The organism is Shewanella oncorhynchi (genome assembly GCF_030848765.1).
Classification (GTDB): Bacteria; Pseudomonadota; Gammaproteobacteria; order Enterobacterales; family Shewanellaceae; genus Shewanella; species Shewanella oncorhynchi.
This window is the reverse complement of the sequence record NZ_CP132914.1, coordinates 2169850-2194116: the sequence shown is the minus strand read 5'-3', so window position 1 is coordinate 2194116 and position 24267 is coordinate 2169850. Positions and strand designations below refer to the sequence as shown.

The following is a 24267-nucleotide window of genomic DNA, read 5'->3' as shown; positions in this document are numbered from 1 at the left end:
GTTAAATGGCAGTGATAAAAATAAGAGTCGAATATTGCATTCGACCCTTATTTTAAATTCGAGAAAACCAACACAGCTAGCGCCAGACTTATAACCAATGCTTACGTTTAAAGAAGAAGTAAGTACCTGCGGCACTGGCTAACATCATCACAATCGCCATAGGGTAACCGTATTGCCACTCAAGCTCAGGCATGCTGGCAAAGTTCATCCCATAACTACTGGCAATCAAGGTCGGTGGTAGAAACACCACAGCGGCAACCGAGAAGATTTTGATGATTTTGTTCTGCTGCAGACCACTGAACCCCATGGCCGCATCGAGCAGAAAGTTTAACTTATCGAAAATAAACTGACTGTGGGGCATCAGCGACTCGATATCCGACAACATTTCCCGCAAGTCCTTTAAATGTTCATCGGATAACTGGCCACGATAATAACGCTGCATATAACGCAGTGAGCGCTGAGTATCGAGCAAACTTAATCGGATTTTACCATTAGAGTCTTCTTGCAGAGTGATGAGTTTAAATACATCGTCAAGTTCATCGTTATCAAATACTTGCTCACCGACATTTTCAAGTACAGTGTAAACGTCTTCAATTAAGTCAGATAAATAATCCACTTTCAGATTAAATAATTCGAGAAACAATTCCTGCGGTGTCGATACTTCTAACCGCCCTAAACGCAAATAGTTACGCAGCAAACGGATAAGACCAACGTCTTCTTCACGAATTGTCAGTAAAAAATTGCTACGAAGGTTGAAGGAAACGTTAACGCCGCGCACATCTTGGCCGACACGCTGTGGGAATAACGAATTAATATGCAAGCCGTCACTGTTTTGATAAAAACGTGCTGAGGCCTCAATTTCATTGATATCTTCTTCGTCAGGCACTTCTTCAACAGAAAAATGACTTAACCACTCTCGCTCCTCATCATCGGGTTTATACAGATCTAACCAAATGGTCGATGCGGGAATACTGTCCAGTATGCCGAGCTCTGTCACAGTAAGGTGACGATTATCATAGACATAAGCAGTAATCATTTGTCCTCCTGAAAAAAAACTTAAGTTAACGATTCCACTTAAGTGCAGGCTAAAAAATTGTCGCTAGTTTACCGCATAAGTTGGCAATGAAAAGGCGTGCAAGGTAATTTAGTAAAATAAATATGCCTTAATCGGTTTCGATAATAGCCAACCGTTCTTGGGTCGAAAAGCGAATATGGATGCCATCGATAGTGACCATTTTCGAGTCTGAGATATCCCCTTTTCGCACACGATACTCGCCGTTATTGTCGGCATTCGGTGACACAATTCTCACAGTGACAATTCTATGCTGATCGCGCCAATACCAAACACTGTAACTCAGCAGGCTAAATCCAATCACTACAAACACACCCGTCAACAGGTATCGACGCCACAGCGGTTCACTAAAACGCTTTGAACTGAGATTAACAACCTGAGGTTCAATCTGACGCTTGCGTTTCACCAGCAAAAACCAAGCGCCAGCAATAACTAAGACTGTTAGTAAAATTTTAATGAGCATGGCTCTTTCCTCTGATAAACGTCCGCTTGTGCTCAATGGTCTCGATCAAGTCAGCAGCAATCTTGCATTAGCCCTTCAATGCCACACAAGTTAGCGCATTATACGCAGACTTATGTGGATAAACTGTCTTTGGGATCAAGCTTAAAGTGCACAGTCAAATAGATAAGGCGAATGTAAGAGCCACACACATGCACATAGACATAGACAAAGCAAAACGTTAAACAGAGTACAACAGACTTATGACAGGGCGAAAACACTGCGGGACCCATGCCTAAAATTGATAGCTACAGATCACAATACTCAACATAAGTAAGTACCTGACATTAAAAATCTTCAAATCCCTTCGCCATCCGCTGAATTTGTGCCAAAGGAACGCCGTGGCGATTACGTTTGGCGCATTCCTGCTGATGAGCCAGACTGTTTGGTTCACCCACAAGCACAATTCTAACTTGATAACCTAAGGCTTTTGCCGCCGCTTCATAGGCCATGTATTCCCAGTGGCACAGATTGGTATTATCACAAATCACCACAGGCTCGCTTGAAGAAAGTGCCTGAATAAACCCCGTCAAATTACATTGATGAAACTCAGGTAATTTCTTGGCATCGAAACGGTATTCATCTTCATGGTAGAAAAAACTATCGGTCGAAAATACGCCACGTTGCCGCACGCCAATGGCTTTTTCTAAAGGAAGGGAAAGAATGTAAGTTTCAACCCAATGTGATTTACCACTGCCCGGTAAGCCACGCATTATAATCGCAACTTTTTCGCTCATGCGTTCGACTCACTGCCAATCACTCGACCCGCTAAAATGGTATCAACCAACTGAGGCACTAACTCCCCCGCTTTTCCTGTGAGGTGATATTGAAACTGACTGTGTCTATCGGGTGCCATCATATTCACTTCGACTGTTTGAGCCCCATGATGGTTAGCAGTATCCACAAAGCCCGCGGCAGGATACACAGTGCCAGAGGTGCCAATGGCAATAAACAAGTCACAGTTATCGAGCGCATCGTGAATTCGATCCATCCCTAAGGGCATTTCACCAAACCACACCACATGGGGGCGTAATCGCTGAGCCGGAATACAACAAGTACAGCAATTATCGGCACCAAAGGGCTCACGTAAAATAAAGGTCTGACGTGAGCGCGGACAACGGCCTTTGGATAATTCACCGTGCATATGCAATAGACGGCGCGAGCCCGCACGCTCATGCAGGTCATCAATATTTTGTGTGATGATAAGTAATTGACCTTTAAAGTCCGCTTCCAACTTTGCCAAGGCCACATGCGCTGCATTAGGCTCAACCGTGCCACTGTGCAGTTGCAACCAACGACTATTGTAAAATCGCTCTACCAATTCAGCATCACGTTCATACCCTTCTGGTGTAGCAACGTCTTCAATATGATGTTCTTCCCATAGACCATCTTGATCGCGAAAGGTGCGTAAACCCGACTCAGCAGAGATCCCTGCGCCGGTTAACACCACAATTTGCTGGTACATGCCGATTCCTTATTATTTTATTTATTTGAATTATTCTCACTGACTTTGGCAGCCGTGAATATTATTCCTTGGTATAACCATACAAAAACTATGCTTGAATTGCCGCAAAATATTGTGATTTAACGCCTATTGACACAATTTATCTGCATATCGCCCTAGAAAGCCAGAACAAAGGTTTAAGTTTTCAACCTGAGCACCTATAATGGCAAACACTATCCACGGATGAACCTATTGGTTCTGCAATCAAGAGATTAGCAATGACAGATGGAAATCAAGCGCTAAAAAAAGCGGGTTTGAAAATTACCCTGCCACGAGTCAAGATCCTAGAACTGATGCAAGGACCTGAAAACCAACATATCAGTGCAGAAGATTTGTACAAGAAGCTGCTCGATATCGGTGAAGAAATTGGTCTAGCCACCGTCTACCGTGTGTTAAACCAATTTGATGATGCAGGTATTGTCAGTCGCCATCATTTTGAGAGCGGTAAAGCCGTTTTCGAACTATCGACTCAGCATCATCATGATCACTTAGTTTGCCTATCGTGTGGCAAAGTGATTGAGTTTTCAGATGAAGTCATCGAACGTCGTCAAGATGAAATTGCCATGAAACACAACATTAAGCTGACTAATCACAGCTTATATTTGTACGGCACTTGCACCAACGATACCTGTGAGCATAACGACGCCTAAGTCGGCCATTGCGTTTATAAAGCATTAAGCAAAAAACCAGCCTAAGGCTGGTTTTTTATTGGATGATGTTTACGGGTAAACCGCTATAACACCTTGGCGTAGATATTCACTTTATGGCCCATAAACTCATTTTGCTCACGCCAATGCATGCCCACACGCTTAGCCACACCTTCAGAACCGAGATTCCCTGCTAAGATAAGTGCAATCGTCTGGTCAATGCCAAAACGTTTAAATTCAGCTAATGCAGCAAATGCGGCCTCAGTACCAATTCCAGTTCCCCAATACTCAGGGAAATAACGATAACCCAGTTCGACTTCGCTGAATTCTGGAATAAATTTCGGACCGCAAAAACCAATCACCCGCTTATCGGCTTTATGCTCTACCGCCCAACGGCCAAAACCATGTTGCTGATAATCGACTGTGATCACCTTGTGAAACAACTCAACCGCCTGCTCGCGAGCTGTAAATGCCGCGGTGGGAATGTATTTCAGCATCGCGGGATTACTGTTCATCAAATAAAGCGCTTCACAATCTTGCTCAGTAAATGGTCGAATAATTAACCGTTCAGTTTGGGTTATCATCTTTGCTCCTTCAAAAATGGCACTTAAAAATCAACCAATGGTTCGCTTAAAGTGCACTGGCGTAACGTCAACGACACTACGCCAATACCTCAAGCTTAACGGTGGAAATCACCACTGCGTTCAGGCTGATACAGGATTTCCTCAATACGCACTTTTACCATAGAACCACCCGGACCTGGCCATTCAATTTCATCACCTTGAGAGAGCCCTAATAATGCGCTGCCCACCGGCGCCAAAATAGAAATCGTGCCCGCGCCGTTCACGTCTTTTGGATACACTAAACGTAAACAGAAAGTCTCATTACTGGATGAAACGCTAAACTTCACTTCTGAATTCATGGTCACCACATTCGCGGGCACCTGTGATGCAGGCACAATATCGGCTCTGTCTAATTCAGCCTCCAATGCCGCTTTGCCCGGAAACGCATTTGCCGGCAGTGACTCCAATAATCGCTCTAGTCTTTCTAAGTCAATTTCCGAAATAATGATTTTAGGTGTTTTCACAGTTTTTCCCTCGTAAAAAATGTGATGTTTAAGCCGTTACTGTGGCTAACATCGACTCTGTTGCTTACCCTCCCCCAATGCGATAAGCCCCATAAAACAAATACGCTCGCAACGATAGACTGCAACCGTGTTAAATAAATTTGAGTTCAAGATTTTTTGCAGAACAGCACTGAAGCCATAAGCACTTAGCTCATGGTTAATGGCTCTACTCACATTATCCTCGCCAATGACGCAGACGAGCGCGTAGTAGAGAAGCATCAATCTAACCCGTAGAAGAAAAAATATCTAGTCTTCATGGTGTTAGCTCAATCCCATTCCTGTCATTTACTGCGATTCGCTGCCGAAATTACAGCCAATAAAAAAGGCGCCTTAGGCGCCTTTTTTATTCGAAAGGTTAGCTTACCAACCTGTACGAATACGCAGCGCTTTGCCGATATCAGCAAGCGAGCGGACAGTTGTCACGCCCGCTGCTTCTAATGCAGCAAATTTGTCTTCTGCAGTACCTTTACCGCCAGCGATAATCGCGCCAGCATGGCCCATACGCTTACCAGCAGGTGCAGTGACACCCGCAATATAAGACACAACAGGCTTAGTCACGTGTGCTTTAATGAAAGCCGCCGCATCTTCCTCAGCGTTACCACCGATTTCACCGATCATAACGATCGCTTCAGTCTGTGGATCGTTTTGGAACATTTCCAGTACATCAATGAAGCTAGTACCTGGAATTGGGTCACCACCAATACCTACACAAGTAGATTGGCCGAAACCTTCATCCGTCGTTTGCTTAACCGCTTCATAAGTCAGAGTACCTGAACGAGAAACGATACCCACTTTGCCTTTTAAGTGGATGTGACCAGGCATGATGCCGATCTTACATTCACCTGGGGTGATAACACCTGGGCAGTTAGGGCCGATCATGCGAACGCCAGTTTCTTCAAGCTTCACTTTAACTTGCAGCATGTCCAGTGTAGGAATGCCTTCAGTGATACAAACGATAAGCTCGATGCCACCGTCGATAGCTTCAAGAATGGCATCCTTACAGAACGGAGCCGGTACATAGATCACAGAAGCAGTTGCGCCAGTCGCAGCCACAGCGTCTTTCACAGTGTTGAACACTGGCAGACCTAAGTGAGTTTGACCACCTTTACCAGGAGACACACCACCCACCATTTGCGTACCGTAATCGATAGCTTGTTGTGAGTGGAATGTACCTTGACCGCCAGTGAAACCTTGGCAAATTACCTTGGTATCTTTATTGATTAAGACAGACATTATTTGCCCTCCGCAGCTTTAACTACTTGCTCAGCCGCGTCAGTTAGACTGGTAGCTGCAATGATATCTAGACCTGATTTAGCTAATACTTCACGGCCAAGTTCAGCGTTAGTACCTTCTAAACGAACCACAACAGGTACTTTAACGCCCACTTCTTTAACAGCGCCGATAATACCTTCTGCGATCATGTCACAACGTACGATACCGCCGAAAATGTTAACCAGAACCGCTTTCACATTGCTGTCAGACAGAATGATTTTGAATGCTTCTGCTACACGTTCTTTCGTCGCGCCGCCGCCTACGTCTAAGAAGTTCGCTGGCTTGCCACCGTGCAAGTTAACGATATCCATAGTACCCATCGCCAGACCTGCACCGTTCACCATACAGCCAACGTTACCGTCTAATGCAACGTAGTTCAGCTCGAACTTAGCAGCGTGAGCTTCGCGGGCATCATCCTGTGATGGATCGTGCATGCCTTTGATTTTTGGTTGACGATAAAGTGCGTTACCGTCGATACCGATTTTACCGTCTAGGCAGTGTAGGTTGCCTTCAGTGGTAATAACCAGTGGGTTGATTTCAAGCAATGCGAAATCATGATCAACGAACATAGTCGCCAGACCCATGAAAATCTTAGTGAACTGCTTCATTTGAGTTGGGTTTAAACCTAACTTGAAGCCAAGATCACGTGCTTGATAACCTTGTGGGCCAGTCAAAGGATCGATGATTGCAGTGTGGATGAGTTCTGGCGTTTCTTCTGCCACTTTCTCAATTTCAACACCACCTTCAGTCGACGCCATGAACACAACACGACGAGTCGCGCGGTCAACAACGGCACCTAAGTACAGTTCGTTAGCAATGTCGGTACAGCTTTCTACTAAAATTTTAGCAACTGGCTGGCCTTTCTCATCAGTTTGATAAGTCACCAGATTTTTGCCTAACCAGTGTTCGGCAAAGGCTCTGATTTCTTCTTTATCGCCAGTGACTTTAACGCCACCTGCTTTACCGCGGCCGCCTGCGTGTACTTGACACTTAACAACCCATAAATTTCCGCCAATATGGCCTGCCGCTTCTACAGCTTCTTGGGCTGTATCACATGCAAAACCTTCTGACACTGGTAAACCATATTCGGCAAATAAGGATTTTGCCTGATACTCATGCAAATTCATGATGATCTATCCGTATACTTCTAATCAAATCCAACTGGCCCGTTTGGGCCAGTCACGAGGGTATGTCTGGCTATTTCTTTAAGCGCAATCTCTTATCGAGTTGTGTTACAGATCAAGCAGCAGACGAGTTGGGTCTTCTAGGAAGTCTTTAATCGCAACCAAGAAACCAACAGACTCACGGCCATCAACAATACGATGGTCATATGAGAGTGCTAGGTACATCATGGGCAGGATTTCAACCTGACCATTGACTGCCATTGGGCGATCTTTAATGGCATGCATGCCTAAAATCGCACTTTGTGGCAGGTTAAGGATCGGTGTAGACATCAGTGAACCGAAAACACCACCGTTAGTCACAGTGAAGTTACCGCCAGTCATGTCAGCCACAGTCAGCTTACCGTCACGGCCTTTAAGGGCTAAGTCACGAACTGCTTTTTCGATTTCAGCTAAGTTCATGGTATCAGTGTCACGTAACACTGGTGTTACCAGACCACGTGGTGTTGATACTGCGATGCTGATGTCGAAGTAGTTGTGATAGACGATATCATCGCCATCAATAGACGCGTTGACTTCTGGGAAACGTTTCAGCGCTTCAGTCACGGCTTTGATGTAGAAAGACATAAAGCCTAAACGGATACCGTGGCGCTTTTCAAAGATATCTTGGTATTGCTTACGGATATCCATGATTGGCTTCATGTTCACTTCGTTAAACGTCGTGAGCATAGCGGTAGAGTTTTTCGCTTCTAACAAGCGGTTTGCGATTGTCTTACGCAGACGTGTCATTGGCACGCGCTTCTCGCTACGGCCAGCCGCTAACGGAGCTACAGCAGGTGCTGCTGGTGCCGCTGCTTTAGGCGCAGACTTAACAAAGGCTTCAACGTCTTCTTTAGTAATACGACCACCCACACCAGTGCCTTTTACTTTGCTGGCATCAACATTGTGCTCAGCCAGTAAACGGCGTACAGATGGGCTTAACGCATCACTGCTTTCATCGCTGGTTTCAGCTACAGGCGTTGCCGCTTCAGCTTGCGCTTTAGTGACTTCTTTGCCCGATACAGCACCGGCGATGAATTTAGCGATCACTTGTTCACCCAGAACAGTGGCGCCTTCTTCAAACAAAAACTCGCCAATGTGGCCATCTTCTGGCGCAACCACTTCAAGAACCACTTTATCGGTTTCAATATCAACCAGGTTTTGATCACGAGAAACTTGCTCGCCCACTTTCACATGCCAAGTGGCAATCGTGGCATCGGCAACAGATTCTGGTAGTACGGGTACCTTGATTTCGATACTCATGAAAAACTATCCTTTTATAAAATGTCTATTACTACAGTGCGATTGTAAGTTTCAGGGCACTGTTCACTAAAGATTCTTGCTGATGTGTGTGCAACTCAGGGTAACCACACGCTGGTGCAGCTGACGCTTCACGACCAGCATAAGTTAACTGTGCACCTGCAGGAACCGCGGCCCAGAAATGGTGTTGACTAGAGTACCAAGCACCTTGGTTCTGTGGCTCTTCCTGACACCAAACAAAATCTTTCACATGTTGGTAATCAGCCAAAGCAACGATCATTTCATCATGTGGGAACGGATATAACTGTTCGACACGGATTAACGCTACGTTAGTGATATTTTCTTTACGACGTTTTTCCAGCAGTTCGAAGTAAACCTTACCACTGCAGAAGACAACTCGGTCAACCTTGCTTGCTTCCAACGTATCGATTTCACCGATCACATTTTGGAAACTGCCATTGGCTAATTCTTCCAAGCTTGAAACCGCTAATGGATGACGTAGTAATGACTTAGGCGACATAACGATAAGTGGTCGACGCATAGGGCGCACCACTTGGCGGCGCAACATATGGTAGACCTGTGCAGGTGTTGAAGGCACACACACTTGCATATTGTGGTTAGCACACATCTGCAAGAAACGCTCTAAACGGGCGCTTGAATGCTCAGGGCCTTGGCCTTCATAGCCATGGGGTAACAACATAGTCAGACCACATAAACGGCCCCACTTCTGCTCACCCGATGACAAGAACTGATCGATTACCACTTGGGCACAGTTAGCAAAGTCACCAAACTGCGCTTCCCAAATAGTCAATCCGCCGGGTTCTGCTGTGGCATAACCATACTCAAACGCCAGTACTGAGGCTTCAGATAAAACTGAGTCAGTAATATCAATTGGGCCTTGTTCATCAGCAATATTGCGCAGTGGCATGTAAGTCGTGCCATCGTTTTGATTGTGCAATACAGCATGACGATGGAAGAAAGTACCGCGGCCAGAATCCTGACCTGTAATACGTACACGCTTGTTGTCTTCCAGAATTGAGGCATAAGCCAGCGTTTCTGCAAAACCCCAATCGAGTGGCTTCTCGCCTTTTGCCATCGCTAAACGGTCGCTATAAATCTTAGCAACCCGTGATTGCAATGGATGACTTTCAGGTACATAGCTCAGTTTGTCAGCCAGACTTTGTAAACGCTCAGCCGACATAGAGGCTTGATACGCTTCGTCCCACTCACGACCGATATACGGAGTCCAGTCAACAGAATGCAGCGTCATTGGGCGCCATTCTTTAACTACACAATCACCCTGATCTAATGCATCACGGTAATTATTGATAAGACCAGTCACATCATCAGCAGCCATCACGTTTTCAGCGATTAGCTTGTCTGCATAAATCTTACGTGGCGTTGGGTGTTTCTTGATCTTGGCATACATCAGCGGCTGAGTTGCACTTGGCTCATCGGCTTCGTTATGACCATGACGGCGATAACACACCAATTCAACCACCACATCACGTTTGAACTCGTTACGATAATCAACGGCTAACTGCGACACAAAAGCAACGGCTTCGGGATCATCAGAGTTAACGTGGAAAATCGGTGCCTGAACCATCTTAGCGATGTCAGTACAGTATTCAGTCGAACGAGTGTCCGCATGGTTAGACGTCGTGAAACCCACTTGGTTGTTCACTACGATGCGAATACTGCCGCCGACTTTAAAGCCACGGGTTTGAGACATGTTGAATGTCTCTTGTACTATCCCTTGACCCGCAATTGCAGAGTCACCGTGAATAGTAATAGGCATGACTTGTAAGCCATCCTTACAACCGCGACGGTCTTGACGGGCACGTACAGAACCAATGACCACAGGGTTAACGATTTCAAGGTGCGATGGGTTGAAGGCCAGTGCTAAATGCACATTGCCGCCCGGCGTTTCAAAATCAGAGGAGAAACCTTGGTGGTACTTAACATCACCAGAACCGTGGGTATCAGCATGCTTACCCGCGAACTCGTCAAACAGTTCAGCTGGACGCTTACCTAATACGTTCACTAACACGTTCAGACGACCACGGTGAGCCATACCGACAACGATTTCTTTAGTACCGGCTTCACCTGCACGATAAATAATTTCGCGCATCATAGGCACTAACGCATCACCGCCTTCTAACGAGAAACGTTTCGCACCAGGGAATTTAGCACCTAAGTATTTTTCAATACCTTCTGCGGCGTTAAGGCCTTCAAGAATGCGTGTCTTAACACTTTTATCGTAGTTAGCTTTACCTAAGGAAGGTTCGAGACGTTGTTGGATCCAGCGTTTTTCATCGGTATCGGTAATGTGCATATATTCAGCACCGATAGAACCACAGTAGGTGGCTTTCAGCGCTTTTACCAAATCCGCGAGCTTCATGGTTTCGCCGCCATGAGCAAAAGAACCTGTATTAAACTCACGTTCCATGTCTTCTTTAGTCAAGCCGTGGAAGGCAGGATCTAAATCAGCTACGGGTTCACGTTTCCACAGTTCGAGGGGATCAAGATTAGCCCCTTGGTGACCACGGAAACGATGGGCGTTAATTAATTGCAGGACTTTAACTTGCTTAGCATCCATTTCAGGATCCGTCACACGAGCCGAGCTCTTATGGCGACCTTCTAACGCTAAACTGCGAAAATAATCACGTACTTTTGAGTGAGCAGCTTCAGGCGCATCAACAGAGGCACCGTTCACAGGAGGGAGATTATCAAATACCGCACGCCAATCATCAGCGACTGACTGTGGGTCTTCTTGATAGGCTTCATACATCTCTTCTACGTAGGTCGAATTTGCACCACTTAAGTGAGATGATTCGAGCCAGGCTTTCATGATGCCTTGGTGCATTTCTATTCCTTTCAAACTTTATACACGTGCTTAGCCATAGTATTAAATATGCAGTCTGTAGAGATTACCTTCGACGCATAATTTCTGCCGCCCCTAGATGTCCAGATATACGGCGCGTTGTCTTCCATTACATACGCAAAAGAGTCACCTTCTGCTACCAGAAAGTGACTCTTCAAGAGCTATATTATTATTGGTTTCAGCTCGGGTTCTCGCATTACACTGCTCGCTTCAACAGCATGGACTTAATATGACCAATTGCTTTAGTCGGATTAAGACCTTTTGGACAAACGTCAACGCAGTTCATGATGCCATGGCAACGGAACACACTATAGGCGTCGTCCAGCTCAGATAAACGTTCTTCTGTAGCTGTATCGCGACTGTCGATCAAGAAACGATATGCGTGAAGCAGACCGCTTGGACCGATAAACTTATCAGGATTCCACCAGAATGATGGGCAAGCCGTAGAACAACAGGCACACATGATACATTCATACAAGCCATCTAAATGAGCACGCTCTTCAGGGGATTGTAAGTGTTCACGAGCGGGTTGTTTCTCATCATTGATGAGGTAAGGCTTGATCTTCTCATACTGCTTATAGAACTGAGTTAAATCAACCACTAAGTCACGAACAACTGGCATACCTGGTAATGGACGTATTTCTAATTTCTTGCCTTTAAAGGTTGAAATTGGGGTAATACACGCCAGACCATTCTTACCATTCATGTTCACGCCGTCTGAACCACACACGCCTTCACGGCATGAGCGACGGAATGACAAAGTCGGATCTTGCTCTTTCAACTTGATCAGTGCATCGAGCACCATCATGTCAGAGCCTTCAGCCACTTCTAAGCTGTAATCCTGCATATACGGTTTAGTATCTACGTCAGGATTGTAGCGATAAACTGCAAATGTCAATTTCATCTTTGCAACTCCTAGTAGGTACGTTTCTTCGGCGGGAATGCTTCACGTAACTTAGGTGCCATGTTCACTGCACGACGATCCATCGTTTCAGTGATTGGGTCAAATAAGCTGTGGCATAACCAGTTCTCATCATCACGCTCTAAATAATCTTCACGTGAGTGAGCACCGCGACTTTCGGTACGGAAGTTAGCCGCATAAGCCGTGGCGATTGCCGTTGCCATCAAGTTATCTAACTCTAAACATTCAATACGTTGAGTATTGAATTCACGAGAGTTATCAGACAATTTAGCATTTGCAAGACGTTCACGAATCACTTTCAACTGCTCTAACCCTTCAGCCATAGCATCGCCACGACGGAATACAGAGAAGTTTAATTGCATACACAGCTGTAGATCCTTACGGATTTGCGCTGGATCTTCGCCATCTTTGTTGCTTTCCCAACGATTCAGACGCGCCAGAGAGGCAGCAATATCCGCATCACTTGCGTCTTTTGGATCGTCAGTCTCATCCAAAGCTTTACCTAAATGTTGACCCGCTGCGCGGCCAAAGACCACTAAGTCGAGCAATGAGTTACCACCTAAGCGGTTTGCACCGTGAACAGATACACAGGCAATCTCACCCACAGCGAACAGACCAATAACATCTTGTTCAGTGCCGTCTTCATTCTTACGAATAACTTGACCACTGACCTTAGTTGGTAGGCCGCCCATCATATAGTGACACGTTGGTAGTACTGGAATTGGACCATCGGCTGGATCGATATGGGCAAAAGTACGAGACAATTCACACACGCCTGGTAAACGTGCTTCTAATGTTTCTTTACCTAAGTGATCAAGCTTCAGTAAACAGTGTGGGCCTAATGGACCGTCTAAACCACGACCTTCGCGGATTTCAGTCATCATTGAACGTGCTACCACGTCACGTGATGCCAAATCTTTCGCGTTAGGGGCATAACGCTCCATGAAACGCTCGCCGTCTTTGTTCAGTAGATAACCGCCTTCACCACGACAACCTTCAGTCACAAGTACACCCGCGCCAGCGATGCCAGTTGGGTGGAATTGCCACATTTCCATGTCTTGCATTTGCACGCCAGCACGCATTGCCATACCTACGCCGTCACCGGTGTTGATATGCGCGTTAGTTGTCGAAGCGTAAATACGCCCTGCACCGCCAGTCGCAAGAATCGTTGCTTTAGCTTTGAAATAAACGATATCGCCCGTTTCAATTTCAATCGCAGTACAACCCACAACGGCGCCATCATCGTTTTTAACGAGATCTAATGCATACCATTCTGAGAAGACTTGCGTCTTATGCTTAACGTTTTGTTGATATAAACAGTGAAGCAAAGCATGACCAGTACGGTCGGCAGCTGCCGCAGTACGCGCAGCCTGCTCGCCACCAAAGTTCTTAGATTGACCACCAAATGGACGTTGGTAAATCGTACCATTTTCGAAACGAGAGAAAGGCAAACCCATTTGCTCAAGTTCAATCACGGCTTCAGGACCGGTTTTACACATGAACTCGATCGCTTCTTGGTCACCGATAAAATCGGAACCTTTCACGGTATCGTACATGTGTTGTTCCCAATGATCTTCATGGGCGTTACCTAACGCAACAGTGATACCACCCTGCGCAGATACGGTATGAGAACGGGTTGGGAATACTTTTGATAAAAGCGCACAGCTTTTACCTTCTTTGGAAATCTGCAGCGCTGCACGCATACCAGCGCCACCGGCACCGATCACTACAGCATCAAATTCGCGTACTGGAATACTCACTTAGACACCCCACACAATAACAATGCCGGCCGCTAAATAACAAAATACGGTAACGACAAAGGTGAACTGTAAAACACCACGTAACGACGTGCACTTAACGTAATCTGTCAGCACTTGCCATACACCAATCCAAGCATGTACTAATAAGGCTACCAGCGTCAGAAGTGTAAACACTTTCATTGGCAGAGCACTAAATAGGCCATGCCAGACGTCGTAGGTGAGAGGGGAACTACATGCAATAAAGCCAACCAAGAAAATGGTGTAACAGGCGAGGATCACTGCACTAGCGCGTAGTAGAATATAGTCATGAACACCACTGCGTCCAAAACTTGCTGCATTGGTTACCATACCCAGATCCCCGCTATGATTGAAAAGGCTACCGTTAAGGCAAATACAGCTTTCGCTGATGCGGCACCCGATGACAATTCTTCCCAACGACCGGTATCCATTACTAAGTGGCGCAGGCCACCAAACAAGTGATACGCCAGTGCAGTCATAATGCCCCACAGGATAAACTTCATCACGAAGTTATCGAATAGAGACTGTACGCCAGCGAAACTTTCAGCTGATGCTAAAGATGAATTTAGCAACCAAATGAGAATGCCAACTGCGAACAGCATGATGACACCGGAAACACGGTGAAGAATTGACACAATCGCTGTTGCAGGAAAGCGAATGGTCTGCAGATCTAAATGGACAGGTCTTTGCTTTTTCACGTTCTGCTCACTCAGCTCCATTGAGCATTTTTTTTGTTATGTGAACCGCTTTTGTACAAACTTTAAACAGGAGGTTGATCACTGCAAAAGTAAACACAAAAGCAAAGTTTAAACAAACAGTTAACTATCTGAGCACGCACTCATTTAACATGTAAACAAAGGGTGCTTTATAATCGTTGTTTGCGGCCCTTATTGGGCGAGGCAAGTATACTCGCGGCAAATGTCAAATACAAACATCACAGAATGCAAATTATGTTTTTTTGACTATTTTTTACTGTAAGTGCCAGTTACAAATAGAAAAGTAAAGGCTTTTATACCATGGTCTAACAAATTTAAACGCTTATTTAAATTGAAATGTGATCTAGAATGGCTGTAAAGTAATGGCGGTTTGACATGCCGCACTCACAGATAAGAACTAAGTAAGGAGAACGGGGTATGGCTGATTTAAAAGCCAAATTAGAATTACCAGGGAACGACTCGATAGAATTGCCAGTAAAGCAGGGAACCGCTGGTTTTGACGTAATCGATATCAGTAAACTTGGCAGCAAAGGTTACTTTACTTTTGATCCAGGTTTTCTTGCGACTGCCTCCTGTGAATCTGCAATTACCTATATTGATGGTGATCTAGGTATATTGTTACACCGTGGCTATCCAATCGATCAACTTGCCGTTGACTCCGATTACCTAGACCTGTGTTATTTGCTGCTTTACGGTGAACTACCGACCAAAGCGCAATATACTGAGTTTGTACATACAGTTAAAACCCACACTATGGTTCACGAGCAGCTAGCCTTCTTCTTTAGAGGTTTCCGTCGTGATGCACATCCTATGGCCATGTTATGTGGTGTGACGGGTGCATTATCTGCATTTTACCAAGACTCTCTGGATGTTAACGATCCACGTCACCGCGAAATCGCCGCTTATCGCTTAGTCTCAAAAATGCCTACGATAGCAGCCATGTGCTACAAGTATTCTTCAGGCCAGCCATTCGTGTACCCACGTAATGACTTAAGCTATGCAGGCAACTTCTTAAGCATGATGTTTGCTGTACCGTGCGAAGAATACGTCGTGAACCCTATTGTTGAACGTGCAATGGACAGGATCTTCATTTTACATGCAGATCATGAACAAAACGCATCGACTTCAACAGTACGTTTAGCCGGTTCTTCAGGTGCAAACCCATTTGCGTGTATCGCAGCGGGTATCGCATCTCTTTGGGGCCCAGCACACGGCGGCGCTAACGAAGCCTGTTTGCAAATGTTAGAAGAAATCGGTTCAGTAGACCGTATTCCTGAATTCATTGAACGCGCTAAAGATAAAAATGATCCTTTCCGTCTGATGGGCTTTGGACACCGTGTTTACAAAAACTTTGACCCACGAGCCAAAGTGATGCGTGAAACCTGTCATGAAGTGCTGAAAGAACTGAAAGTACAAGATCCACTCTTGGATGTGGCAATGGAGCTTGAGCGCATTGCACTTGAAGACGAATACTTCATTTCTAAAAAGCTGTATCCAAACGTCGACTTCTACTCTGGCATCATTATGAAAGCCATTGGTATTCCAACCAGTATGTTCACTGTGCTGTTCGCACTGGCACGTACTGTAGGCTGGATTGCTCACTGGAAAGAAATGTTAGATCAACCAGGCCACAAAATCAGCCGTCCACGTCAGTTATATACTGGTGAAACTGCGCGTGATTTCGTCGCACAAGACAAACGCTAAGTCCCACGACTTACGCATTAAAAAGCGCCTAAGGGCGCTTTTTTCATTTCAAATAATCCTCTTTTAGACTTCCTTCTCCTGACAAAATACATTGTTGCAATTGCGCACTTGTGTAATCTTAATTAACCACGCTTAGTTATTCTCATCACTTTTTAAACCTTTTAGCTACATTTAGTAAGAATCACAAATCACACCTAGCCAAAAAATACGGATAACAACCTGAAATTAAACAACTTTAAATATTGGCATGGTTTCTGCTAACAACTGACATCACAATAAAGACAACAGGTAACATTCTTATGGAAAAGTCAAAAATTGCTCAATTCACCCTGCCACTGCTAATGATTTCGATGCTAGCAGCCTGTGGTGAGGAAGAAGTGGTCAAAAAAGAAGAAAAATATGCCATTCCCGTCGAAACCACTACAGTGATGCAAGGAAACGTTTCATCTTTTTACAGTACAACTGCCACCTTAGAAGCCCCACAGGAAGCCAATGTAGTGAGTCGTATATCAGGGCTCATTGAATCTCTCGCTGTTGAAGAAGGTGACCGCGTTCAAAAGGGCCAAGTGCTGGCTGTTATTGATGCCAAGAGGCAGCAATATGATTTAGACCGCTCAGAAGCCGAAGTCAAAATCATCGAGCAAGAATTAAATCGTCTGAAGAAAATGAGCAACAGAGAATTTATCAGCGCGGATTCAATGGCCAAACTTGAATATAACTTGCAAGCCGCTATCGCTAAAAAAGATCTCGCCGAACTGCAAGTAAAAGAAAGCCGCGTACTGTCCCCTATTAGCGGCGTAGTTGCTAAACGTTATGTGAAAGCAGGCAACATGGCGAAGGAATTTGGCGATTTGTTTTATATAGTCAACCAAGATGAACTCCACGGTATTGTTCATCTCCCAGAGCAACAGCTTGCCAGCTTAAAACTCGGCCAAGAAGCACAAGTGTTTAGTAATCAACATAGCAAGAATGCTATCCACGCCAAAGTGTTGCGCATAAGCCCGATTGTGGACCCACAAAGTGGCACCTTTAAGGTGACACTTGCTGTGCCGAATCAAGAGGCGCGCCTTAAGGCTGGCATGTTTACCCGGGTTGAGCTCAAATACGATACCCACGAGAACGTGATTACTGTTCCCTACAGTGCCTTGATTAACCAAGATAACAGGCAAGCGCTTTATGTTATTGATGGTACCAATGCGAACCGTCGTGAAGTCGAAATTGGCTACCGTGAAGGTGATTCGGTAGAAGTGATTACAGGTATTAACCCCGGTGAGCAAGTCGTTACCCGTGGCCAGCAAAACTTGAAAGACCAATCCTTAGTCGAAGTGATCACCCCACTCGATCTTGCTTCCGCTAAGAACTGATAGGAGCCTTTCATGTCAATTATCAGCACTTCCGTTAAACGGCCAGTCACGGTATGGATGTTCATGCTGGCGGTGATTTTATTCGGTATGGTGGGATTTTCCCGCCTAGCGGTGAAGTTACTGCCAGACTTAAGCTATCCCACGTTAACCATTCGCACTATGTATGACGGCGCGGCGCCAGTTGAAGTCGAACAGCTCGTCTCTAAACCAATTGAAGAAGCCGTTGGCGTGGTCAAAGGCTTACGTAAAATCAGTTCTATTTCGCGCTCAGGCATGTCAGATGTGGTGCTCGAGTTTGAATGGGGCACAACAATGGATATGGCGAGTTTAGATGTACGTGAAAAACTCGACACTATCGCTCTGCCGCTCGATGTTAAAAAGCCCTTATTACTGCGTTTTAACCCCAACCTTGACCCTATTATGCGTCTCGCGCTGTCTGTGCCTAATGCATCTGAAGCTGATCTCAAACAAATGCGCACCTATGCAGAGGAAGAACTTAAGCGTCGTTTAGAGGCGCTATCTGGGGTCGCCGCCGTGCGTTTATCTGGCGGCCTAGAGCAAGAAGTGCATATTCAGCTCAATCAAGAAAAACTGTCGCAGCTCAATCTCAATGCCGATGATATTAAACGTCGTATTAATGAGGAAAACATCAACCTCTCTGCGGGTAAAGTGATCCAAGGTGATCGCGAATACTTAGTACGAACGCTAAACCAATTCAACTCATTAGATGAACTCGGCCAAGTGATCGTCTATCGCGACGAGCAAGCTTTAGTCCGTTTATTCGAAGTTGCTACCATCACAGATGCTTACAAAGAGCGTAGTGATATCACCCGCATCGGCAGTCAAGAATCGATTGAACTGGCCATTTATAAAGAAGGTGATGCAAATACTGTCGCTGTCGCCAAAAAACTGCGCGATGAACTCGTCAAAATCAATCAAGACCCTAAGCAAAATAAGCTCGAAGTGATTTACGATCAGTCTGAGTTCATCGAAAGTGCGGTCAGCGAAGTCACCTCTTCTGCGCTGATGGGCAGCTTATTATCTATGCTAGTGATTTACCTGTTCTTGCGTAATATCATCCCGACACTGATTATTTCTATCTCGATTCCCTTCTCAGTCATCGCCACCTTTAACATGATGTATTTTGCCGATATTAGCTTAAATATTATGTCATTAGGTGGTATTGCCCTTGCCATCGGTCTCTTGGTCGATAACGCCATTGTGGTATTAGAGAACATAGACCGCTGCCGGAGCGAAGGCATGAGTAAATTAGAAGCTGCAGTGACGGGGACTAAAGAAGTGGCAGGCGCGATTTTTGCCTCAACACTCACCACTCTTGCGGTGTTTGTGCCGTTAGTATTTGTGGATGGGATTGCCGGCGCCCTCTTCTCAGATCAAGCGCTAACGGTCACTTTTGCGCTGTTAGCATCGCTATTAGTCGCGTTAACGTCCATTCCAATGCTGGCATCACGTGAAGGCTTTAAAACCTTACCCGCGCTGATAAAAACGGCACATAAGGATAAACCCACCACTAAAATGGGCAAGCTTAAACACTATAGCGCGACTGTGTTTTCCTTTCCTATTCTATTAATTGTTAGTTACTTACCCAGTGCACTACTGACCTTAGTGTTGATTTTAGGCCGCTTCTTCTCATGGCTTATTGGTCTAGTGATGCGCCCGTTAAGCTCAGCATTTAACTTTGTCTACCACAGTATTGAGAAGGTTTATTACAAGCTTCTGGCCTCGGCGCTGCGCCAACAGAAAGCGACACTGTTACTCACGATTGCAATAACAGGCGCTTGTATTAGCTTATTACCGCGACTTGGTATGGAGCTTATTCCGCCAATGAATCAGGGCGAGTTTTACGTGGAGATCTTACTGCCGCCGGGTACGGCAGTGAGCGAAACCGACAAGATATTACAGCAACTTGCACTGTCCATTAAAGACAGAGCCGAAGTTAAACATGCTTATAGCCAAGCTGGTAGCGGCGGTTTGATGACTTCGGATACTGCCCGCGGGGGTGAAAACTGGGGCCGCTTGCAAGTGGTGCTTAACGACCACAGTGCCTATAACGCAGTCACTCAAGTATTACGTGATACTGCGCGCCGTATTCCTGAACTTGAAGCGAAAATTGAGCAACCTGAGTTATTCAGCTTTAAAACGCCACTGGAAATTGAGCTCACAGGTTACGATTTAAACTTACTCAAACGCAGCGCAGATAGTCTCGTCAAAGCATTGTCCGCATCGGAGCGTTTTGCCGACGTGAACACCAGTCTACGTGATGGTCAACCTGAGCTAAGTATCCGTTTCGATCATGCAAGGTTAGCGGCTCTAGGAATGGATGCACCAACGGTTGCAAACCGTATTGCCCAACGTGTTGGCGGTACTGTTGCCAGTCAATACACAGTGCGTGACCGTAAGATTGATATTCTAGTGCGCAGTGAACTCGCGGAGCGGGATCAAATCAGCGATATCGATGCCTTAATCATCAACCCGAATAGCAGTCAACCTATTGCATTAAGCGCAGTTGCAGAAGTTTCATTACAATTAGGCCCATCTGCGATTAACCGCATCAGCCAACAACGTGTAGCTCTTGTATCAGCTAACCTCGCCTATGGTGATTTAAGCGATGCGGTTGCACAGGCGCAACAGATACTATCGCAACAAGTGTTACCCGCATCGGTCCAGGCCCGTTTTGGTGGTCAAAATGAGGAAATGGAGCACTCGTTCCAATCACTCAAAATTGCCCTTATCTTAGCGATTTTCTTAGTGTATTTAGTGATGGCGAGTCAGTTTGAGTCACTACTGCACCCCTTGCTTATCCTTTTTGCCGTACCTATGGCATTAGGTGGCAGTGTACTTGGGCTTTATATCACCCAAACTCACTTGAGTGTGGTGGTATTTATTGGCCTTATCATGTTGGCGGGGATCGTCGTGAACAACGCGATTGTGCTTGTGGATCGGATCAATCAACTGCGTAGCGAAGGTGCTCAAAAACTTGATGCCATTCGCGATGCAGCTAAATCGCGCCTACGCCCGATTATGATGACAACCCTCACCACGACCTTAGGCTTATTGCCGATGGCGCTAGGTCTAGGTGATGGCTCAGAGGTGCGCGCACCGATGGCGATTACGGTGATCTTTGGTCTGAGTTTATCAACACTACTGACCTTAATAGTGCTCCCAGTGCTCTATGCCCTGTTCGACCGTAAAGAATACGCCGTAACTGGCTCACATGTAAACGTAGAGGAGACTCGCCCATGAACCTCACCCGTTTAGCCATTAAGCGCCCCGTAACCACCAGCATGTTTTTCTTTGCTATCTTGCTGTTTGGTCTCGCCTCGAGTCGCCTATTACCGCTGGAAATGTTCCCCGGTATTGATATCCCACAGATAGTGGTGGAAGTGCCTTACAAAGGCTCGACCCCTGCTGAAGTGGAGCGCGATATTACCAAAGTGCTGGAGGAATCCCTCGCGACTATGGGGGGGATTGATGAGCTTGAATCAGAATCCTCCCAAGAAGGCGCCGAAATCGAAATCAACATGAAGTGGGGGGAAAACGTTGCCACTAAGAGCTTAGAAGCGCGGGAAAAAATCGATGCAGTGCGGCATTTACTGCCCAAAGATGTGGAGCGGGTCTTTATCCGACAATTCTCCACCGCCGACATGCCTGTGCTCACCATACGCATCTCAAGTGATCGTGAGCTTTCAGGTGCATTCGATCTACTCGATAAACAGCTCAAGCGTCCACTTGAACGTGTTGAAGGTGTCTCTAAGGTCAGCCTGTACGGCGTTGAGCAAAAGCAAATTGAGGTACGCATCAATGCCGACCGCCTTGCCGCCAGTGGATTTTCAGCCACAGATTTGCAACAACGTCTCGGCAGAGAGAACTTTGTGCTGAGCGCAGGTACACTCAGGGCCAGTAATATCGTTTATCAAGTTTCACCTAAGGGTGAGTTTAGAAACCTTGAAGATATCAAAGCACTAGTACTGATCCCCGGATTGACCTTAGGCGATATCGCCGATGTGCAATTTGCCCTACCTGAACGTATCGAAGGTCGACATTTAGATAAGCACTATGCCGTGGGTTTGGATGTGTTTAAGGAATCTGGCGCTAACTTAGTCGAAGTGTCAGACCGTGTCATGAAGGTGATTGAGCTTGCGAAGCAGGACCAACAGTTCCAAGGTATTCGCCTATTTATCATGGAAGATCAAGCCTCTGGAGTAAAATCTTCACTAATGGATTTGCTGCTTTCAGGGTTAATCGGTGCACTGCTGTCCTTTGTCGTGCTGTACTTATTCCTGCGTAATTTGAAAATGACTTTAGTGGTTGTGTCATCCGTGCCTATTTCAATCGGTATGACGCTCGCCGCTATGTATCTACTCGGTTACAGCTTGAATATTCTGTCTATGATGGGACTCCTGCTCGCCGTCGGTATGTTGATTGATAACGCAGTGGTCGTCACTGAGAGCGTACTGCAGGAAAAGCAAGGTAAACACCCTAAAGACAATGAAGAGTCAGTCATGACGGGGGTCGATAAAGTGTCTCTGGCGGTATTGGCAGGCACAATGACAACCGCCATTGTATTTTTACCTAATATTTTTGGCGTAAAAGTCGAGATCACTATTTTTCTAGAGCATGTTGCTATTGCAATTTGTATCTCACTCGCCGCGTCGCTATTGGTCGCAAAAACCTTAATTCCTTTGATGTTGACTAAGTTCCACTTCGACATCGCCCCCGAAAAGGATGCGGGTAAATTACAACGTTTTTACAATAATACCTTAGATTGGGTATTGCTCAGACCTTGGCGTTCAGGCGTGATTGCTGTAGCGATCCTCGCATCCACCGCCCTGCCGCTATCTATGGTTAAACAGGATCAAGAAGACAGCGAGAGCAATGAACGAATCTACATTAACTACCAAGTAGAAGGTCGACATAATCTCAATGTCACTGAGGCGATGATCAACCAAATGGAAGAGTATCTTTATAACAATAAAGAGGAATTCCATATTGATTCTGTCTACAGCTATTATGCCTCTGACGATGGCTCATCGGTGATCCTCCTAAAGAAAGATTTGCCTATGTCAGTGGATGAGTTAAAAAAGAAAATCCGCAGTGGCTTCCCTAAGTATTCCATCGCCAAACCGCAATTTGGCTGGGGCAATGACAACTCTGGCGTGCGAGTCACACTGACAGGGCGCTCAACCTCTGAGCTGATTAATTTGAGCGAGCAAGTTATTCCTTTGTTGCAAAACATCAAAGGATTGCAAGATGTTCGCTCCGAGCTTAATGGCGCTCAGCAAGAAGTGATTATCCGCATTGATAGACAAATGGCGGCGCGGTTAGATTTAAAACTCAATGAAATTGCCTCAAGTATCTCCATGGCACTGCGCGGTTCACCGCTGCGATCCTTCCGCCACGATCCTAATGGCGAGCTACGCATCGAAATGGCCTACGAGAAAGAATGGCAAAAGTCACTTGAGAAACTCAAACAGTTACCCATAGTACGCCTAGACCAAAGAGTGTACACCTTAGATAATCTGGCGAAGATTGAGATCCAACCCCGCTTCGATACTATCAAACACTTCAACCGCCAAACCTCGCTGTCGATTGGGGCTAACTTAGAAAACCTCACCACAGAAGAGGCGCAAACTAAGATTAAGCAAGTGATGGAAAATATCCGTTTCCCCGATGGTTACGACTATTCACTCCGTGGTGGCTTCGAGCGCCAAGATGAAGATCAGAACGTGATGGTGACTAATATGCTCTTGGCTGTCGCGATGATTTATATTGTTATGGCGGCGTTGTTTGAATCTCTACTGTTACCGACGGCGATTATTACCTCAATCCTATTTTCCATCACAGGTGTATTCTGGGCGCTGTTTATCACAGGTACCCCTATTTCTGTGATGGCAATGATAGGTATCTTGATTTTAATGGGGATAGTGGTGAACAACGGTATCGTTCTGGTGGATCAAATCAATCAGATGACACCGGATCTCGACAAATTGTCTGACACCATTCGGGAGGTGTGTATCACCCGTTTGCGGCCAGTGTTAATGACAGTAGGTACAACAGTACTGGGATTAGTCCCACTGGCGATGGGTGATACCCAAATCGGTGGCGGCGGCCCGCCATATTACCCCATGGCAATCGCCATTATCGGTGGCTTATCGTTCTCGACAGTGACTAGCTTGTACTTAGTCCCCCTGTGCTATCAAGCTTTTTATCGGATGCGTCACCGCGCAGCGATTCGCTTAGGCCAAGCCGATCACTTTGCGAAAAAACTGTTACCTTGGACGGTTTAGTTGTCTTGGATAGCTGATGTTCTTGAACAGTTCAGCAATCTTCGGCAACTT

Annotated in this window: 19 protein-coding genes; 5 read left to right on the top strand and 14 right to left on the bottom strand. The window is 45.8% G+C overall.

Going from position 1 to position 24267, the window contains the following annotated elements; translation table 11 throughout:
- Positions 1 to 88 precede the first annotated feature (88 nt).
- The 4 genes from corA to cobB all read right to left on the bottom strand — a co-directional run bounded on the left by corA (position 89) and on the right by cobB (position 3036).
- Positions 89 to 1036 (bottom strand): magnesium/cobalt transporter CorA, encoded by a 948-nt coding sequence (gene corA / locus RA178_RS10010; RefSeq protein WP_105252689.1) that lies wholly within the window; start codon positions 1034 to 1036, stop codon positions 89 to 91.
- A gap of 127 nt (positions 1037 to 1163) precedes the next feature.
- On the bottom strand, positions 1164 to 1535 hold the full coding sequence (locus RA178_RS10005; RefSeq protein ID WP_263177226.1) for a hypothetical protein: 372 nt from the start codon (positions 1533 to 1535) through the stop codon (positions 1164 to 1166).
- A gap of 323 nt (positions 1536 to 1858) precedes the next feature.
- Entirely contained in the window at positions 1859 to 2308 is a 450-nt protein-coding gene (locus RA178_RS10000; RefSeq protein ID WP_263177227.1) for an ATP-binding protein, read from the bottom strand.
- Positions 2305 to 3036 carry a Sir2 family NAD+-dependent deacetylase gene (gene cobB / locus RA178_RS09995; protein WP_263138521.1) on the bottom strand — a complete coding sequence of 244 codons (732 nt, stop codon included), beginning with the start codon at positions 3034 to 3036 and terminating at the stop codon, positions 2305 to 2307. The genes RA178_RS10000 and cobB overlap by 4 nt, the downstream gene beginning before the upstream one ends.
- A 257-nt stretch (positions 3037 to 3293) precedes the next feature.
- On the opposite strand from cobB, the gene fur reads away from it, so the two are divergent.
- Positions 3294 to 3725 carry a ferric iron uptake transcriptional regulator gene (gene fur, locus RA178_RS09990; RefSeq protein ID WP_028759706.1) on the top strand — a complete coding sequence of 144 codons (432 nt, stop codon included), beginning with the start codon at positions 3294 to 3296 and terminating at the stop codon, positions 3723 to 3725.
- A gap of 83 nt (positions 3726 to 3808) precedes the next feature.
- On the opposite strand, the gene RA178_RS09985 is transcribed toward fur, so the two are convergent.
- The 10 genes from RA178_RS09985 to sdhC form a co-directional block, all read right to left on the bottom strand.
- Positions 3809 to 4306, bottom strand: coding sequence for a GNAT family N-acetyltransferase (locus tag RA178_RS09985; RefSeq protein WP_263177229.1), 498 nt, complete (start codon positions 4304 to 4306; stop codon positions 3809 to 3811).
- A gap of 95 nt (positions 4307 to 4401) precedes the next feature.
- The gene (rnk, locus tag RA178_RS09980) at positions 4402 to 4809 is read right to left on the bottom strand and encodes a nucleoside diphosphate kinase regulator (RefSeq protein ID WP_028759704.1); all 408 of its coding nucleotides are present in this window, start codon (positions 4807 to 4809) and stop codon (positions 4402 to 4404) included.
- Positions 4810 to 5208: 399 nt separating this feature from the next.
- Complete coding sequence (sucD, locus tag RA178_RS09975) at positions 5209 to 6081, bottom strand: succinate--CoA ligase subunit alpha (RefSeq protein WP_028759703.1); 873 nt, start codon at positions 6079 to 6081, stop codon at positions 5209 to 5211.
- Entirely contained in the window at positions 6081 to 7247 is a 1167-nt protein-coding gene (gene sucC, locus RA178_RS09970; RefSeq protein WP_006081976.1) for an ADP-forming succinate--CoA ligase subunit beta, read from the bottom strand. Before sucC ends, sucD begins: the two co-directional genes overlap by 1 nt.
- Before the next feature lie 105 nt (positions 7248 to 7352).
- Complete coding sequence (gene odhB / locus RA178_RS09965) at positions 7353 to 8543, bottom strand: 2-oxoglutarate dehydrogenase complex dihydrolipoyllysine-residue succinyltransferase (protein WP_105252694.1); 1191 nt, start codon at positions 8541 to 8543, stop codon at positions 7353 to 7355.
- Between the two features lie 31 nt (positions 8544 to 8574).
- On the bottom strand, positions 8575 to 11406 hold the full coding sequence (gene sucA / locus RA178_RS09960) for a 2-oxoglutarate dehydrogenase E1 component (protein WP_198572331.1): 2832 nt from the start codon (positions 11404 to 11406) through the stop codon (positions 8575 to 8577).
- Positions 11407 to 11620: 214 nt separating this feature from the next.
- Positions 11621 to 12328, bottom strand: a complete 708-nt coding sequence (locus RA178_RS09955) for a succinate dehydrogenase iron-sulfur subunit (protein ID WP_028759701.1) — start codon at positions 12326 to 12328, stop codon at positions 11621 to 11623.
- An 11-nt stretch (positions 12329 to 12339) separates the two neighbouring features.
- Positions 12340 to 14106, bottom strand: a complete 1767-nt coding sequence (sdhA, locus tag RA178_RS09950) for a succinate dehydrogenase flavoprotein subunit (protein WP_105252695.1) — start codon at positions 14104 to 14106, stop codon at positions 12340 to 12342.
- A complete protein-coding gene (gene sdhD, locus RA178_RS09945) occupies positions 14107 to 14454 on the bottom strand; it encodes a succinate dehydrogenase, hydrophobic membrane anchor protein (RefSeq protein WP_028759700.1) in 348 nt (115 codons plus the stop codon). It abuts the gene before it with no gap.
- Entirely contained in the window at positions 14448 to 14843 is a 396-nt protein-coding gene (gene sdhC, locus RA178_RS09940; RefSeq protein ID WP_012089416.1) for a succinate dehydrogenase, cytochrome b556 subunit, read from the bottom strand. Before sdhC ends, sdhD begins: the two co-directional genes overlap by 7 nt.
- A 414-nt stretch (positions 14844 to 15257) precedes the next feature.
- On the opposite strand from sdhC, the gene RA178_RS09935 reads away from it, so the two are divergent.
- From RA178_RS09935 to RA178_RS09920, 4 genes are all read left to right on the top strand, one after another.
- Complete coding sequence (locus RA178_RS09935; RefSeq protein ID WP_105252697.1) at positions 15258 to 16544, top strand: citrate synthase; 1287 nt, start codon at positions 15258 to 15260, stop codon at positions 16542 to 16544.
- 299 nt (positions 16545 to 16843) lie between these two features.
- Positions 16844 to 17908: an efflux RND transporter periplasmic adaptor subunit gene (locus RA178_RS09930; protein ID WP_263191604.1), complete on the top strand. Its 1065-nt coding sequence runs from the start codon at positions 16844 to 16846 to the stop codon at positions 17906 to 17908.
- A gap of 12 nt (positions 17909 to 17920) precedes the next feature.
- Complete coding sequence (locus RA178_RS09925; protein WP_306685273.1) at positions 17921 to 21172, top strand: efflux RND transporter permease subunit; 3252 nt, start codon at positions 17921 to 17923, stop codon at positions 21170 to 21172.
- Positions 21169 to 24216 (top strand): efflux RND transporter permease subunit, encoded by a 3048-nt coding sequence (locus RA178_RS09920; RefSeq protein WP_131523310.1) that lies wholly within the window; start codon positions 21169 to 21171, stop codon positions 24214 to 24216. The genes RA178_RS09925 and RA178_RS09920 overlap by 4 nt, the downstream gene beginning before the upstream one ends.
- Positions 24217 to 24267 lie beyond the last annotated feature (51 nt).